General features: G+C 68.8%; 15 protein-coding genes. 3 read left to right on the top strand and 12 right to left on the bottom strand.

The features are described 5' to 3' along the window. Positions 1-49: 49 nt before the first annotated feature. Positions 50-793 carry an O-methyltransferase gene (locus tag ASE48_RS06215; protein ID WP_057166170.1) on the top strand — a complete coding sequence of 248 codons (744 nt, stop codon included), beginning with the start codon at positions 50-52 and terminating at the stop codon, positions 791-793. On the opposite strand, the gene xerD is transcribed toward ASE48_RS06215, so the two are convergent. From xerD to ASE48_RS06245, 6 genes are all read right to left on the bottom strand, one after another. Continuing rightward, on the bottom strand, positions 790-1,725 hold the full coding sequence (xerD, locus tag ASE48_RS06220; protein WP_057166202.1) for a site-specific tyrosine recombinase XerD: 936 nt from the start codon (positions 1,723-1,725) through the stop codon (positions 790-792). The genes ASE48_RS06215 and xerD overlap by 4 nt on opposite strands. 14 nt (positions 1,726-1,739) lie before the next feature. Continuing rightward, entirely contained in the window at positions 1,740-2,354 is a 615-nt protein-coding gene (locus ASE48_RS06225) for an NUDIX domain-containing protein (protein WP_057166171.1), read from the bottom strand. After that, a complete protein-coding gene (locus tag ASE48_RS06230) occupies positions 2,347-4,104 on the bottom strand; it encodes a CTP synthase (protein WP_057166203.1) in 1,758 nt (585 codons plus the stop codon). The genes ASE48_RS06225 and ASE48_RS06230 overlap by 8 nt, the downstream gene beginning before the upstream one ends. Before the next feature lie 120 nt (positions 4,105-4,224). Beyond that, a complete protein-coding gene (locus ASE48_RS06235; protein ID WP_057166172.1) occupies positions 4,225-5,157 on the bottom strand; it encodes a copper transporter in 933 nt (310 codons plus the stop codon). Positions 5,158-5,195: 38 nt separating this feature from the next. Next, the gene (gene steA, locus ASE48_RS06240; RefSeq protein ID WP_057166173.1) at positions 5,196-6,380 is read right to left on the bottom strand and encodes a putative cytokinetic ring protein SteA; all 1,185 of its coding nucleotides are present in this window, start codon (positions 6,378-6,380) and stop codon (positions 5,196-5,198) included. 100 nt (positions 6,381-6,480) lie between these two features. After that, positions 6,481-7,002, bottom strand: coding sequence for a CGNR zinc finger domain-containing protein (locus ASE48_RS06245; protein ID WP_057166174.1), 522 nt, complete (start codon positions 7,000-7,002; stop codon positions 6,481-6,483). A 108-nt stretch (positions 7,003-7,110) separates the two neighbouring features. On the opposite strand from ASE48_RS06245, the gene ASE48_RS06250 reads away from it, so the two are divergent. Then, a complete protein-coding gene (locus ASE48_RS06250; RefSeq protein WP_057166175.1) occupies positions 7,111-7,572 on the top strand; it encodes a VOC family protein in 462 nt (153 codons plus the stop codon). Between the two features lie 8 nt (positions 7,573-7,580). Then, positions 7,581-8,462, top strand: coding sequence for a pyridoxamine 5'-phosphate oxidase family protein (locus ASE48_RS06255; protein ID WP_057166176.1), 882 nt, complete (start codon positions 7,581-7,583; stop codon positions 8,460-8,462). Here ASE48_RS06255 and recN read toward each other — a convergent pair whose 3' ends face one another. From recN to ASE48_RS06285, 6 genes are read right to left on the bottom strand one after another with little or no spacing between them, the layout of a single operon-like run. After that, the gene (recN, locus tag ASE48_RS06260; protein WP_057166177.1) at positions 8,463-10,214 is read right to left on the bottom strand and encodes a DNA repair protein RecN; all 1,752 of its coding nucleotides are present in this window, start codon (positions 10,212-10,214) and stop codon (positions 8,463-8,465) included. Further along, positions 10,214-11,140 carry an NAD kinase gene (locus ASE48_RS06265; protein ID WP_057166178.1) on the bottom strand — a complete coding sequence of 309 codons (927 nt, stop codon included), beginning with the start codon at positions 11,138-11,140 and terminating at the stop codon, positions 10,214-10,216. The genes recN and ASE48_RS06265 overlap by 1 nt, the downstream gene beginning before the upstream one ends. Beyond that, positions 11,137-11,943 carry a TlyA family RNA methyltransferase gene (locus tag ASE48_RS06270; RefSeq protein WP_057166179.1) on the bottom strand — a complete coding sequence of 269 codons (807 nt, stop codon included), beginning with the start codon at positions 11,941-11,943 and terminating at the stop codon, positions 11,137-11,139. Before ASE48_RS06270 ends, ASE48_RS06265 begins: the two co-directional genes overlap by 4 nt. Positions 11,944-11,947: 4 nt before the next feature. Continuing rightward, on the bottom strand, positions 11,948-12,139 hold the full coding sequence (locus tag ASE48_RS06275; RefSeq protein WP_057166204.1) for a hypothetical protein: 192 nt from the start codon (positions 12,137-12,139) through the stop codon (positions 11,948-11,950). Between the two features lie 26 nt (positions 12,140-12,165). Next, entirely contained in the window at positions 12,166-13,161 is a 996-nt protein-coding gene (locus tag ASE48_RS06280) for an HAD-IIA family hydrolase (protein WP_057166180.1), read from the bottom strand. Between the two features lies 1 nt (position 13,162). After that, complete coding sequence (locus tag ASE48_RS06285) at positions 13,163-14,044, bottom strand: tetratricopeptide repeat protein (RefSeq protein WP_082614026.1); 882 nt, start codon at positions 14,042-14,044, stop codon at positions 13,163-13,165. Between the last annotated feature and the right edge of the window lie 233 nt (positions 14,045-14,277).

Below are 14,277 nucleotides of genomic sequence, written 5' to 3' on the forward strand. Positions count from 1 at the left end.
CTGTGGATAACCGTCCAGTACTGCAGACCCGCTGGCTAATGTCGCAGGTATGAGCCTGACCAGACGGCTGCCGTTCCTGCGCTGGTCGTTCATCCGGCTGGCCTGGGGTGTCCGCAACATCACCACCACCGGCCAGGTCGGTGACGGCCGGGAAGCGGCCGCCGCGGACTTCGTGGAGACCAAGGCCCGCCCCGGGGATCTCGACGACGTCATCGCGGCCATCGACCGGTTCGCCTACGAGCACTCCTACCTGATCAACGTCGGCGACGAGAAAGGGCTGCTGCTCGACGACGCCGTTCGCCGGGTGTCCCCGTCGACCGCGCTGGAGCTGGGCACCTACTGCGGATACGGCGCGCTGCGCATCGCCCGGGCCGCACCGCAGGCGCGGGTGTTCTCGGTGGAACTGTCGGCGGCCAACGCCGAGGTGGCCCGCCGGATCTGGGCGCACGCCGGGGTCGCCGACCGGGTCACCTGCGTCGTGGGCACCATCGGTGACGGCGGCGCCACCCTGGATGCGCTGGGCTTCGCGCCCGGGGAACTGGACTTCCTGTTCATCGACCACGACAAGGACGCCTACCTGACCGATCTGCGCGCCGTCCTGGACCGGGGCTGGCTGCGCACCGGCGCGGTCGTCGTCGCCGACAATGTCGGGATTCCCGGCGCCCCGCGGTACCGCGCCTACATGAAGGAACATCAGGGCACCCTCTGGCGGACCGTCGAGCACAAGACGCACGCCGAGTACCAGACGCTGCTGACCGACCTGGTGCTGGAGTCCGATTACCTGGGCGGTTAGCGGGCCCGCGGGTGCGCCCCGGCCCACACCTCACGCAGGGCGCTGACCGTGACCAGCGTGTAGATCTGCGTAGTGGTCACCGAGGCGTGGCCCAGCAGTTCCTGCACGACGCGCACATCGGCACCGCCGTCGAGCAGATGGGTGGCGAACGAGTGCCGCATGGTGTGCGGTGAGACCGCCGAGGCGATCCCCGCCGCTTCGGCGGAATCCTGCAGCACCTGCCACGCACTCTGCCGGGACAGCCGGCCACCGCGGGCATTGAGGAAGATGCCCGGCGTGCCCTTGCCGCGCCGCGCCAGATCGGGGCGTCCGCGCACCAGGTAGGTGTCCAGCGCGCTGACCGCTGGCCTGCCGATGGGCACCAGCCGTTGCTTGCCGCCTTTACCGCGCAGCAGCACCGAGCGGGATTCGGTGTCCACATCGTCGATGTCCAGCCCGACGGCCTCGGAGATCCGGGCGCCGGTCGAGTACAGGACTTCCAGCAGCGCGCGGTTGCGCAGCGTCAGCGGCCCGTCGGATTCGCGTTCACCGCCGGCGGCCTCCAGCAGGGAGACCACCTCGTCGAGGGTAAGGCTCTTGGGCAGTCGCCGGCTCGGGGTGGGTGGTTTGACGGCGCGGGCGACGTCGACCTCGACGACGCCTTCGGCGGTGAGGAAGCGGTGCAGCCCGCGCACCGCGACGAGCGTGCGGGCCGCGGACACCGCCGACAGCGCGGTGGTGCCGTTGTCCGGGTCGCCCTTACGCAGCGCGATCAGGAAGTCGCTGACATCGGTCTCCCCGACCGCGCGCAGATCGGCGATCCCGCGAGCGGTCAGGTGTTCGGCGTAGCGGCGCAGGTCGCGCCGGTAGGAGCTCAGGGTGTTGGCCGCGACGCCACGCTCGATGGTGAGGTGGTCCAGGTAGCCCTGTATCTGCTCGTCCAGCACCCCCATCGCGGTCGTCACGGTCAGCCCTGTCGGGCCGCGAACGCGTGGGGCAGATCCGTCCACGGGCTGTCGACCGGCCGCAGCGAGGAGCGGTCGGTGACCGCGTGGGCGGCCAGGATCCCGGCCACCGCAATCGAATTGACGATCTCACCGGCCAGCACCTGCTGCACCGCCTCACCGAGGGGCAGCCAGTCCAGTGTCAGATCGGCCTCTTCGTGCTCGGCGTCGGGCCGCTCGATCTCGGAGAGCCCGGTGGCCAGGAAGACCCGCACACTTTCGTCGCTGAAGCCGGGTGAGGACACGATGTCGACGAGCACCGACCAGTTCTCGGCGGCCAGGCCGGCTTCCTCGTGCAGTTCCCGCGCGGCGGTCAGTGCCGGGGCTTCCCCGCCCACATCGAGCAGGCCGGCCGGGATCTCCCAGAGCCGGCGCCCCACCGGGTGCCGGTACTGGTAGACCATGGCCACCCGGTCGTCGTCATCGAGTGCGACGACGGCCACCGCACCGAAATGCTCGACCACCTCACGTCGTGCCACGGCACCGCCCGGCATGTGCACCTCATCCAGGCGCAGGGCGAGAATCTTTCCGGCGTAGACGGTCTCGCTGGACTGGGTGACGAAATCGTGTTCAGCCACGGTGGGCCGGTTCGGCGTCCTCGTGCTGTTCTGACTCGTGATGCTCGGCACCGTTGGAGCGCGACAGCTGCTCCAGCGGGAGCAGCTCGCCGGCCTTGTAGTCCAGCGCGGCGCCGATGAAGGCGGCGAACAGCGGGTGCGGGCGGGTCGGGCGGCTCTTGAGTTCGGGGTGGGCCTGGGTGCCCACCAGGAACGGATGCACATCGGCGCCGTATTCGACGAACTCCACGAGGTGCCCGTCCGGCGAGGTGCCCGAGAATTTGAGGCCGCTCTCGGCGATCCGGTCCCGGTAGAGGTTGTTGACCTCATAGCGGTGCCGGTGCCGTTCGGAGACCTCGGTGGCGCCGTAGGCTTGCGCCACAATGGATCCCGGCTCCAACACGGCGGGATACGCACCCAGGCGCATGGTGCCGCCCAGGTCGGCCTCACCGGCTACGGCGTCGAGCTGATCGGCCATGGTGGCGATCACCGGGTCCGGGGTGTCCGGATCGAATTCGGCCGAACTGGCCTCGGTGAGCCCCACCGAGCGGGCCGCCTCGATGACGATGCACTGCAGACCCAGGCACAGCCCGAGCACCGGAACGCCGCGCTTGCGGGCATAGCTGATGGCGCCCAGCTTGCCGTCGATGCCGCGGATGCCGAAGCCGCCGGGGATCAGCACACCGTGTACATCGTCGAGTGCAGCGATGGCGCCGGCGTCGGTCTCACAGTCATCGGAGGCGATCCACTGGATGTCGACCTTGGCGTAATGCTTGAACCCACCGGCGCGCAGCGCCTCGGCCACCGACAGATAGGCGTCGGAGAGGTCGATGTACTTGCCCACCAACGCGATCCGCACGGTCTCCTGGGGCTCGTGCACCCGCTGCAGCAGATCGTTCCACTGGGTCCAGTCGACATCGCGGAACGGCAGGTTGAGCTTGCGCACCACGTACGCGTCGAGTTCTTCGCGGTGCAGCACCTTGGGAATGTCGTAGATCGACGGCGCGTCCGGGGTGGAGATGACGCCGTCGATGTCGACGTCGCACATCAGCGCGATCTTGTTCTTCAGTCCTTCGGGGACCTCCCGGTCGCACCGCAGGATCAGTGCGTCGGGGGCGATACCGATGCTGCGCAGCGCGGCCACCGAGTGCTGGGTGGGCTTGGTCTTGAGTTCCCCGGAGGGCTTGAGGAACGGCACCAGCGAGACGTGCAGGAAGAACACGTTGTCGCGGCCGACCTCGTGGCGGACCTGGCGCGCGGCTTCCAGGAACGGCAGGGATTCGATGTCGCCGACGGTGCCGCCGATCTCGGTGATCACCACATCGGGCCGGTGGCCCTTGTCGTCCGCGTCCGACATCGCCAGAATCCGGCGCTTGATCTCGTCGGTGATGTGCGGGATCACCTGGACGGTGTCGCCGAGGTATTCGCCGCGGCGCTCCTTGGCGATCACCGAGGAGTACACCTGACCGGTGGTCACGTTGGCCGACCCGGACAGGTCGCGATCCAGGAAGCGCTCATAGTGGCCGACGTCGAGGTCGGTCTCCGCGCCGTCTTCGGTGACGAACACCTCACCGTGCTGGAACGGGTTCATGGTGCCGGGATCGACGTTGAGGTAGGGATCGAGCTTCTGCATCGTCACCTGCAAACCGCGCGCAGTGAGCAACTGGCCGAGGCTACTGGCCGTCAGGCCTTTACCGAGTGAGGACGCGACACCACCGCTGACGAAGATGTGTTTGGTCGCGGTCTGCGGGTGCTTGCGTAACGATGGCAAGAACAACCTCCGTGGCGATGGGGCGAGTCGATTTTCATCAACTCAGGGCCTGCCGACCCACGGAATCTCACCTTAACACCAGCGCCGACAAGCCGCGCCTGACGCGCCGGGTGTTGTGGCTTACTGCGGGACGGTGACGGAGTTCGCGCCCTGACCGATGCCGTACCGGCCGGGCTGCCCGCCACGCAGCAGATCGCTCAGCGCCAGGGCCGTGGTGATGCGCCCGGACTCGAGGTCCACGTCGTCGACCGTGCTGACCGCTGCGGCCAGGCCGGCATCCGAACGGGTCACCGCGACGGCCGCGGTTCCGGTCGCCGATCCGTCGCGTCCGGCGAGCACGATGCCCCCGCCGTGCGGGGCCAGGCCGGCGGCGAAACGCGCCACGGTGGTCCCCCGGTTACCCGCGTCATCACCGAGCGAGCCCCCGGTGATGATGACGGCGGTGTCCGCGGCCTCGATACCCTGCGCGTCGTAGGTGATGAATCCGGTGTCCCGCAGGGTCGCCAGCACGGTCTCGCGCTGATCTTCGGGGACGGCCTGCTCCTTGCCCCGCAACAGCGCGATCCCGAGCAGATCACCGGCCTGAGAGCCCTGGTCCAACGAGGCGGTGCTCAGCTGCCGGCCCACCGGCACGATCGGTGAATTGACCACCGACAGCAGTTTTTCCGAGGAGTTCGCATCGACGAACTGCGGGGTCAGGGCAATGGTTGCGGTGGTGGTGGCACCGCCCTGCCCGACCAGTCGCACGACGGCGTCCACATCGTCGTCGGCGGCGTCGGGGGTCCGGAAGATCACCACCGATTTGTCCCGCAGGGTGTCGCGCAGGATGCGCGGCGCCACGATCCCGTCGAACTCCCCTGCCGCGCTGAGCTTCTCGTTGAGTTCGTTCTTCTCGTCGGTCAGCGTCTCGATCTCGGTGTGGAGGTCGGCCTTGTCACTGCGCAACCCGGACAGCACCGTGTCGGAGAACAGCCCGGAGCCCAGCACCACCCCCACCGCCAGGGCGAGGAAGACCGCGGCCAGCGAAATGGCATGCGTGCGCAGCGAAATCATGATGCAACCCTTCGGAAGGATTCAGGGTGTCGCGGGAGCTAGGACACCAAGCCCTGGGCCCAGAGCAGGAAGCGGTTCCAGTAGTCGACGACCCAGTCGATCACGGTCGCGTCGACCCGGGTCACCCACAGCGCAACGATCACCGCGACCAGCATCGCGAGTACCAGCAGGGCGATCGCGCCGGCCGAGACCCGGCTGCGGTAGAGGGTGGCGACGGCCTTGGCGTCGACGAGTTTCTCGCCGACCTTGAGCCGGGTCAGGAATGTCGAAGGGTTGCTCTGCTGACGGGACCGGTCGAAGAATTCTTCGATGGTGGCACTGTGACCTGCGGTGACGATCAGCGACGCGCCATGGTGGTGGCACAGCAGCAGCGCCAGGTCGGCGGCCGATCCGGCGGCCGGGAACGTCATGGCGCCGACCCCGAGATCCTGGATGCGTTCCAGACCGGGGGCGTGACCGTCGGCGTCGGCGGGCAGCACGACCTGGGCACCGCAGCGCAGCGCGTCGGTGCTGATGGTGCTCGGATCGCCGACGATGAGCGCGGGCCGGTACCCGGCCTTGCGCAGCAGATCGGCTCCGGCGCCGACCCCGACCAGCACCGGCTGGTACTCCTTGATGAACGGCTTGAGCGCCTTCAGGTCGTCGGCGGCGGTGGGTCCCTCGGCGACCACCACGACATGCCTGCGGTCCATGTCGACATCGATGTCGGGGATGCCCATCCCGTCGATCAGCAGCGGGCTCTCGCTGCGGATGAACTCGATGGTGTTGCCGGCGAAGGCTTCCAGGTGTGCGACGAGCCCGCTCTTGGCTTCCACCATGAGCTCGTGGATCTCCAGATCGGTGCGCTCGGTACCGAGCCCGATGCGGCGGTCTCCGGAGTAGACGCCGCCGTTGTTGATCCGGATGCGCGCGCCGTCCTTGATCTTCTTGAAGATCTCGGGTCCCGCTTCGTCGATGAGGACGATGCCGTTGGCCACCAGAACCTCGGGACCGAGGTTGGGGTAGCGACCCGAGATGGACGGCGAGGCGTTGACGACGCCGGCGACCTCCGCCTCCACGAGTGCGTCCGCGGTGATGCGGTCGAGGTCCTGTGCATCGAGGACGACGATGTCGCCGGGCCCGATGCGCCGGAGCAATCGGTCAATGTCGCGGTCAACGCGGGCAGTACCGATGACGCCCGGCTTTGAGCTGGCATTACGCGATAGCAACGCTGACATCTTCATGCGGCGATTCTGGCGATAAACCCTCAAGTTGAGGTGGAGGCGCGCCGTAACACCAGCCCCATAAGTTTTCTTTTGTCACATCTGCAACATCAACACGATCTCAATCGCGCCTCGCCGCGTAGTGCCGGGCGGCCTTGGCGCGGTTGCCACAGGTGGTCATTGAATGCCACCGCCGGGTGCCGTTTTTCGACGTGTCGTGGAACCAGAGCACGCAGTGCTCGTGGGCGCATTGTTTGATGCGGTCGGGGGCCCGGGCGAGCAGGCGCAGCAGATCGTCGGCGGCCAGCCAGCCCGGCAGCCACTCCGGACGCGCCACATCGGCCTCCTCGCGCGGGCCGCTCTCAGCCAGCAGGCGACGGACCCGTCCGTGATCCAGTACCGCGTTCAACTCGTCGACCTCGTCCTCTGCCACCGCGCGCAGCACCGCCTCGCGAGCGCGCACCAACGCCACCCGCGTCTTCTCATCGGCCGGGCAGCGCTCATCCAGATCATTGGCCACCAGCCAGGAACGCAGGCCGGCCACGTCGGTGAGCAGGTCACGCGGTCCGTCGGGCGACATCCAGACGGTGTTGAGCAGATCCAGCGCGAGGGGTTCCCCGACGTGCGGACGCGGATCATTCATGACCCCAGCGTAACGCACTAACCACTGAAACCAAGATAGATGGTTGACACGACAGCCGAACCGCCCTAACCTGCGAAGGGACTTATACCGGTTACATGGAGGATCAGGATGAGTACAGCCACCGCCCCGCAGCTCGCTCCCGGCCACGTCGGGCTCAACGTCACCGACCTCACCCGGTCGGTGGACTTCTACCGGCGCGCACTGGGTTTCGAACAGATCGGGATCAACGACGAGGGCGACCGCCGCTTCGCCTTCCTGGGCTTCGACGGCAACCTGCGCCTCACGTTGTGGCAACAGAGCAACGGCGAGTTCTCCACCCGGACACCCGGCCTGCACCACCTGTCCTTTCAGGTCGACAGCATCGAGCAGGTGCGGACCGTGGAGCGCGCGCTCAAGGCGCTGGGCGTCACGTTCGCCCACGACGGTGTGGTTGCCCACGGGGAGGGTGCGTCCTCGGGAGGCATCTTCTTCACCGACCCGGACGGCATCCGGCTTGAGGTCTTCGCGCCGAACGGTGCCGAGGCCCAGCCCGCGCCCACCGGCGAGTCACCCACCTGCGGATTCTTCTGAGCCGTCCGATGACCGTCTATCACGCGGGCGAGCTCGCGGTACAGCAGCGCCTGGGCCAGAGTGAGATCGCCGCACGTCTCGGTGGGATGGTCCGCGACGAGATCCCGGAGGCCGCGGCCGAATTCCTGGCCGACCAACCGATGGTCGTGCTTGCCGCGGCCGGCGACGCCGGCCGGATCTGGGCGAGCCTGCTGACCGGCCCGCCCGGATTCGTGCACGTCACCGACGAGCAGATCGCCGTCGACGCGCTGCCCGTCACCGGCGACCCGCTGCACGACGTGCTGACCGCGACCCCGCACCGGGTCGGCATGATCGCGGTGCAGCCGCAGACCAGGCGCCGCATGCGGGTCAACGGCGTCGCCGTCCCGACCGGCGCCGGCCTGCTGATCCAGCCCGACCAGGTGTACTCGAACTGCCCGAAGTACATCTCCCGCAGGCATATCGAAGGGGTGGCGGGTGTGTCCGACGATCACGTGCGGCGCCAGGCCCATGCTTTGGACGCGCGCACCGGGCAGATCGTGTCCGCCGCCGACACCTTCTTCATCGGTTCCGCGGATACCGAAGGCAACGCCGATGCTTCGCACCGCGGCGGCAATCCGGGCTTCCTGCAGGTACTTTCGCCGAACCGGCTGCGCTGGCCGGACTACCGCGGCAACTCGATGTTCATGACGTTGGGCAATATCAGCGCCAACCCGCGGGCCGGACTGCTGATCCCGGACTGGGACGCCGGGACCACCCTGCAGCTCACCGGCACCGCGGAGATCATCTGGGAGAGCGGGCCCGGAGCACAGTGCGCAGTCGAGTTCACCATCGAGGAGGTCGTGGAACTGACCGATGTCAGCCCGTTGCGCTGGAGCGGCGCGGGACTGTCTCCCGCCAACCCGGCCTGACTACTCTTCGCGGTCGCGCTGGGCGGACTCCCACAGCTCACGCGCATGTGCCCGGCCGCTGTCGGTGTCGCCGAGCCCGGCCAGCATGCGGGCCAGCTCGGCCACCCGGTCTTCGTCCTGCAGACGCACCACGCGGCTGGACTTCGGACCGCTCTCCACCACCAGATGGGTGTCGGCGTAGGCGGCCACCTGCGGCAGGTGGGTGACGACGATGACCTGATGGGTGCGGGCCAGCCGGGCCAAGCGGCGACCGATCTGCACCGCGGCGCGCCCGCCGACGCCGGCGTCGACCTCGTCGAACACCATCGTGGTGCCCTCCGCCGACGCAGACAGCACCACCTCCAGGGCCAGCATGACGCGCGACAGCTCACCGCCGGAGGCACTCTTGGCCAGCGGCAGCAGTTCGGTGCCGCGGTGCGCGGCGAACCCGAACTCGACTGCGTCGACCCCGTGCTGCCCGGCGTGCGCGGACACGCCACCGGCCAGCGTGATCGGTGCGGAGTCATCGGCTCGGGCGGCCAACGGCGCCAACGAGATACCGAAATCGGCTCCCGTCATCGCCAGCCCGGACAACTCGGCGGTGACCGCCTTGGACAGCCCTTTGGCCGCCTTGGTGCGGGCCTTGGTGAGGTCGGCGGCCGCGGCGACCACCTTGGCCTGCAGGTCATCGACATGTTGCTGCAACCCCGCCAGCGCCTCCTCGGAGACGTCGAGCTGGGACAGCCGGTCCCGCGATTCCTTCGCCCAGGCCAGCACGGCGTCGATATCGGCACCGTACTTGCGGGTCAATCCGCGCAGCTCGCTCTGCCGGGCCAGTTTGCCTTCCAGCGTGCTGGCGTCGCTGGGCAGTTCGGACAGGAAATCGCCGAGTTCGGTCGACACATCGGCGATGACGGCGACCGCTTCTGCCAGCCGGTCCCCCAACGCCTGCAGGGCGCTGTCATCGGTGCCCTGCAGGGCGGCCCTGGCCGAGGCGACATTGGCCGCCGCCGAGGCCGCGTCGGTGCCGTCATCGTCGGGCGGACCTGCCAGCGCGGCGCGTGCCCCGGCGGCGGACTCGCGCAGCGCATCGAGTTCGGAGAGCCGCCGGATGTCGGCGACAAGCGCGTCGTCCTCGCCCGGCGCCGGGTCGACGGTGTCGATCTCGTTGAGCCCGAAGGTCAGCCGGTCCGCCTCGAGCGCGAGTTCGCGGGCCCGCTGCGTGCGGTCGATGAGGTCGCGGCGTGCGGTCAGCCACTCCTCCCGCAGCGCCCGGTACTTGCGTAGCGGTGTGCTGACGTCGGCGAACCGGTCCAGCGCAACGCGTTGCTCATCGGGGCGCATCAGCCGCAGCTGATCGTTCTGTCCGTGCAGTGCCAGCAGCTCGTTGGTGAAGCCGCTCAGCGATTTCGCCGGCACGCTGCGCCCGCCGAGGTAGGCCCGCGACGGACCCTCGCGGCTGACCGACCGCGCCGCGATGATGCTGTCGTCGTCGTCGCGGTCGGCACCGGAGGATTCCAGGATCTCATCGATGCGCCCGGTGACATCGTCACCGAGATCGGTTGTGGCGAAACGGCCTTCCACCACGGCCCGATCGGCGCCGGTGCGTACCCGGCTGGCATCGGCCCGCGCGCCGCCGAGCAGGTGCAGACCGGTCACCACCATCGTCTTGCCTGCGCCGGTCTCGCCGGTCAGCACGGTCAGGCCGCGATCGAACTCGGCGGTCGCCGAGCTGATCGCACCCAGGGAATCGATGCGTATCTCGGAGAGCACTACTGGCCGCGCCATCCGGTGACGGGCAGCCGGAACTTGCGCACCAGCCGGTCGGTGAACGGCGCACTGTCCAGTCGCACCCACTTCAGCGAGGTCTCGCAGCGGGTCACCTCCAGGCGCGCGCCCGCCGGCACGATCATCTTGCGCCGGCCATCACAGAAGGCCACCGCATCGTTGCCGCTCGCCTCGATCTCGATGGCGATGGAGGCGTCCGGGCTGGTGACCATCGGCCGCGCGAACAGCGCGTGGGCGTTGTTGGGCACCACCAGGATCGCCTCGAGATCGGGCCACAGGATCGGCCCGCCCGCCGAGAAGGCGTAGGCGGTGGAACCGGTGGGCGTCGAGACCAGCACACCGTCGCACCCGAAGCCGGACACCGGTCGGCCGTCGACCTCCAGCACCACGCCCAGCACTCCGAGTCGCGGTCCCTTTTCCAGGCTGGCCTCGTTGAGCGCCCAGCCGTGGTCGAGAATCTCGCCGCCGCCCGCGCGGACCACGATGTCCAGGGTCATCCGCTTCTCGACGCGGTAGTCGCGGGCGATGACGTGGTCGAGGACCTCGTCGAGGGCCTCATGCTCGGCTTCGGCCAGGAAGCCGATGCGACCGAGGTTCAGACCCAGCACCGGGATCTCGGCGTTGCGGGCCAGTTCGGCGGCGCGCAGGAACGTGCCGTCGCCACCGAGCGCGAGCACCAGTTCGCAGCCCTCGGCGGCCTGCTCGTCGGCGTCGACCACCTCGATGTCCACGCCCAGCGCCCGGATCTCATCGGGTGCGAGGTGCAGCGACCCACGGTCGACCGCTTCGGCGGTCAGCACCCGCAGGCCGATGCCGTGTTCACCGAGCACCTTTTCCACCCGGCGGGCGGTCTCGGTGGCCTCGTCACGCCCGGTGTGCACGACGACCAGGACGGATCGTTCGGATGTCATTGCGGCCCTTCGTCGATCGCACGAGCAACAGCACGTTCCAGGTCTTCACCGAGCAGTGGCTCCTCGGTGTCGGCCCGGAATCGCAGGAAGAACTCCACATTGCCGGACGGACCCGGCAGTGGGCTGGCAGTGACAGCGACTGTGTGCCATTGCAATTCGGCGGCGCGGTGCGCGACGGCCAGTACCGCCTCGGCGCGCAGCGCCGGATCCGAGACGACGCCACCGGCGCCGACCCGGTCCTTGCCGACCTCGAACTGTGGTTTCACCATCGGGACGATATCGGCGTCTCGGTGGCAGCACGCGGTGAGCGCGGGCAGCACGGTGGCCAGCGAGATGAACGACAGGTCGGCGACCACCAGGTCGACCGGGCCGCCGATGGCCTCCGGGGTGAGGGTCCGGACGTTCGTGCGTTCCAGGACATGAACCCGTTCATCGGAGCGCAGCGACCACGCGAGCTGTCCGTACCCGACATCGGCGGCGACGATCTCGGCGGCACCCCGGTCCAGCAGGACCTCGGTGAAACCGCCGGTCGATGCCCCGGCATCCAGGCACCGGCGGCCCTCGACGGACACACCAAAGGCGTCGAGCGCCCCGATCAGTTTGTGCGCGCCCCGCGATACCCAGGTGCGTTCATCGGCGGCGACGGTGAGGTTGGCGTCCACCGATACCGCGGTGGCGGGTTTGGCCGCCGGCATGCCGTCGATGCGGACCCGTCCCGCGCCGATCAGTTCGGCGGCCTGCTGCCGTGACCTGGCCAGTCCGCGCCGCACCAGTTCGGCGTCCACCCGCGCTCGTCGCGTCATCGGGTCAGCGCCCCCGGATCGCGTCGCCCCGGCCCTCCACCGATTCCAGGGCGCGGACCAGCAGGTCGTGCGCCTCTTCCAGGCGCGCTGCGACGGCGTCGATTTCGGAGTCCTCCAGCCCGCCGGATTCGATATCCGGCAGGTCTGCCAACAGTGCCGCAATCTGGGTGCGGATCTGCTCAGGATCGGTACTCATATCGCTGATCACGCTAGCCGATGCGGTCAGGTGAGCAGCGACCAGCGTTGCAGTGCGGCGCGCGCCGTGTCGTCGCCGGCCGCGACGGCGACGCTGTTGCCGCCGGCCCACACCGCGTGCGCCGTGGCCCGCACGATGCTCAGCGGATCGCCGGCGTCGGCGCCGGTGGACCGCACGGTGAGCGTCGATCCGCTGGTCTCGATCTGCCATGCCGGGTGCGCGGCGATCCGCAGAACCTCGGCATCGGTGTGCAGTGCGCGCAGGTCCTCGGACAGGAAATCGGGGCGGCTGCCGGGCGCCGCGTGCACCATGTCGGCGGCGTTGTTCACACCGGTGAGCACCATGAGGCTGGGCAGTCCCGCGGCGTTGGCGCCCTCGATGTCGGTGTCCAGGCGGTCGCCGATCACCAGCGGTGTCGTGAAGTCACCCCGGGCCAGCGCGTCGTTCATCAACGTCGGGGCCGGCTTGCCGGCGACCTGAGGTTCGACATCGGTGGCGGTGCACAGCGCAGCGACCATGGAACCGTTGCCGGGCAGCAGTCCGCGCTCGGACGGCAGCGTGCGGTCCACATTGGCCGCGACCCACAGGGCGCCGGCCCGGATCGCCAGGGCGGCCTCGGACAGGATGGGCCAGCCCGTCTCCGGGTTGTGGCCCTGCACGACTGCGACGGGGTTCTCATCGAACGCCCGGACGGGTTTCAGGCCGACGGCGACGATCTCGGCCGCCAACGACTCGGTACCGACGACCAGGACGGTGGCGCCGGCGGGCAGTTGGCTCGCCAGCATCCGGGCGGCGCTCTGCGCGCTGGTGACGACGTCGTCGGCCTGGGCGTGGAAGCCGAGTTCGCGAAGGTGACCGGCGACCTCGGCCGCCGAGCGCGACGCGTTGTTGGTGACGTACAGGGTGCGGGCGTCCAGCGCGGCCAGGCTGTCCACCGCGCCGGTGGTGGGTTCGTGGCCGCGGAACACGGTGCCGTCGAGATCCAGGAGCAGGCAGTCATGCTCCTGTGCCAAGGTGCCCATCTCAGGTCAGCTCGGTGAGACGTTCTTCGGCGTCGGTGACACCTTCGACATCGACCGCGGCGGCGTTGATGAAGGCCTGCACCGCGTCATCGGTGCGGCCGAGTGCGAGCAACGTCTCGGCATAGACGTAGAACAGCCGGGCGCTGGTGGTGCCGAGGCGGGTGGTATCCAGGGGCGGGCTGGAAAGCAGCGCCAGGGCCTGTTCGTGCTGCCCGAGATCGGATCGCGCGCCCGCCACCACGATGCGCAGTTCGTCGGCGTCGTCGCCGGTGAGCTGCAGGGCCTCTTCGCTACGGGACAACTCGACGGCGCGTTCCGGGCGTCCCACACCGCGTTCGCAGTCGGCGATCAACGGCAGCAGGGCGGACTTGCTGCCCATCCGGCGGGCGGCACGCAGTTCGGCGAGCGCCTGCGCCCAGTCGCCGCAGTAATAGGCCGCGATACCCACGGCCTCGCGGACGGCGGCGATGCGACCGGAGCGGGCACGTGCGGCACGCGCATGTTCCAGCGCAGCGGCGGGATCGTCTTCGAGGAGTTCCCCGGCAGCCACCAGGTGGCGGGCCACGACGTCGGCCGTGGACTTGTCCAGGGTGATGAGTTCACTGCGGATTTCCGGGGAAAGCTGCTTGGCTTCGATCTCGGGTGGAATGCGCGGTCCGACCGGTTGGTCTTCGCCGTTCTGGTCCCGCCGGCGACTGGGGCCCGAGGACCATGGCGGACTCGGCCGATCACGGTTGCCCCGAGGTGCGCCACCACTCGCGCCGGAGCGCTGAGCACCGTTGGCGCCCGGGCGGTACCCACTGTTCCCGCCGGCGCGCGGACCGTCGCCCGTCGCCCGGCGGGGTCGCCGTTCGTCGCTGCCGCCTTGTCTGTCCTCGGCCACAGTCGCCTTCCTGATCGATCAACCGTCTTTCCGAAAGGATAGCCGGGTGCCGGCGAAACGAGACAGTTGCATAAATATCAACCATTCTCGGCCAATTAATTCGCCTCGATGAATGGTCGATTGTTTTCCATATACACAAATGCCCGAGCCCCCCAATTGGTGTGTTTGGGGGGCTCGGGTCTTAATGTGTGTTCGGCGGTGTCCTACTTTTCCACCCTTTTGGGTAGTATCAT

Source organism: Mycobacterium sp. Root265, from assembly GCF_001428895.1.
Taxonomy (GTDB): domain Bacteria; phylum Actinomycetota; class Actinomycetes; order Mycobacteriales; family Mycobacteriaceae; genus Mycobacterium.

Excerpts from the sequence above, each read along its gene's own strand:
- ASE48_RS06215 (WP_057166170.1), top strand. The coding sequence starts at position 50 with ATGAGCCTGACCAGACGGCTGCCGTTCCTGCGCTGGTCGTTCATCCGG.
- xerD (WP_057166202.1), bottom strand. The coding sequence starts at position 1,725 with ATGGGGGTGCTGGACGAGCAGATACAGGGCTACCTGGACCACCTCACC.
- ASE48_RS06235 (WP_057166172.1), bottom strand. The coding sequence starts at position 5,157 with ATGATTTCGCTGCGCACGCATGCCATTTCGCTGGCCGCGGTCTTCCTC.
- steA (WP_057166173.1), bottom strand. The coding sequence starts at position 6,380 with ATGAAGATGTCAGCGTTGCTATCGCGTAATGCCAGCTCAAAGCCGGGC.
- ASE48_RS06245 (WP_057166174.1), bottom strand. The coding sequence starts at position 7,002 with ATGAATGATCCGCGTCCGCACGTCGGGGAACCCCTCGCGCTGGATCTG.
- ASE48_RS06250 (WP_057166175.1), top strand. The coding sequence starts at position 7,111 with ATGAGTACAGCCACCGCCCCGCAGCTCGCTCCCGGCCACGTCGGGCTC.
- ASE48_RS06255 (WP_057166176.1), top strand. The coding sequence starts at position 7,581 with ATGACCGTCTATCACGCGGGCGAGCTCGCGGTACAGCAGCGCCTGGGC.
- ASE48_RS06265 (WP_057166178.1), bottom strand. The coding sequence starts at position 11,140 with ATGACATCCGAACGATCCGTCCTGGTCGTCGTGCACACCGGGCGTGAC.
- ASE48_RS06270 (WP_057166179.1), bottom strand. The coding sequence starts at position 11,943 with ATGACGCGACGAGCGCGGGTGGACGCCGAACTGGTGCGGCGCGGACTG.
- ASE48_RS06275 (WP_057166204.1), bottom strand. The coding sequence starts at position 12,139 with ATGAGTACCGATCCTGAGCAGATCCGCACCCAGATTGCGGCACTGTTG.
- ASE48_RS06280 (WP_057166180.1), bottom strand. The coding sequence starts at position 13,161 with ATGGGCACCTTGGCACAGGAGCATGACTGCCTGCTCCTGGATCTCGAC.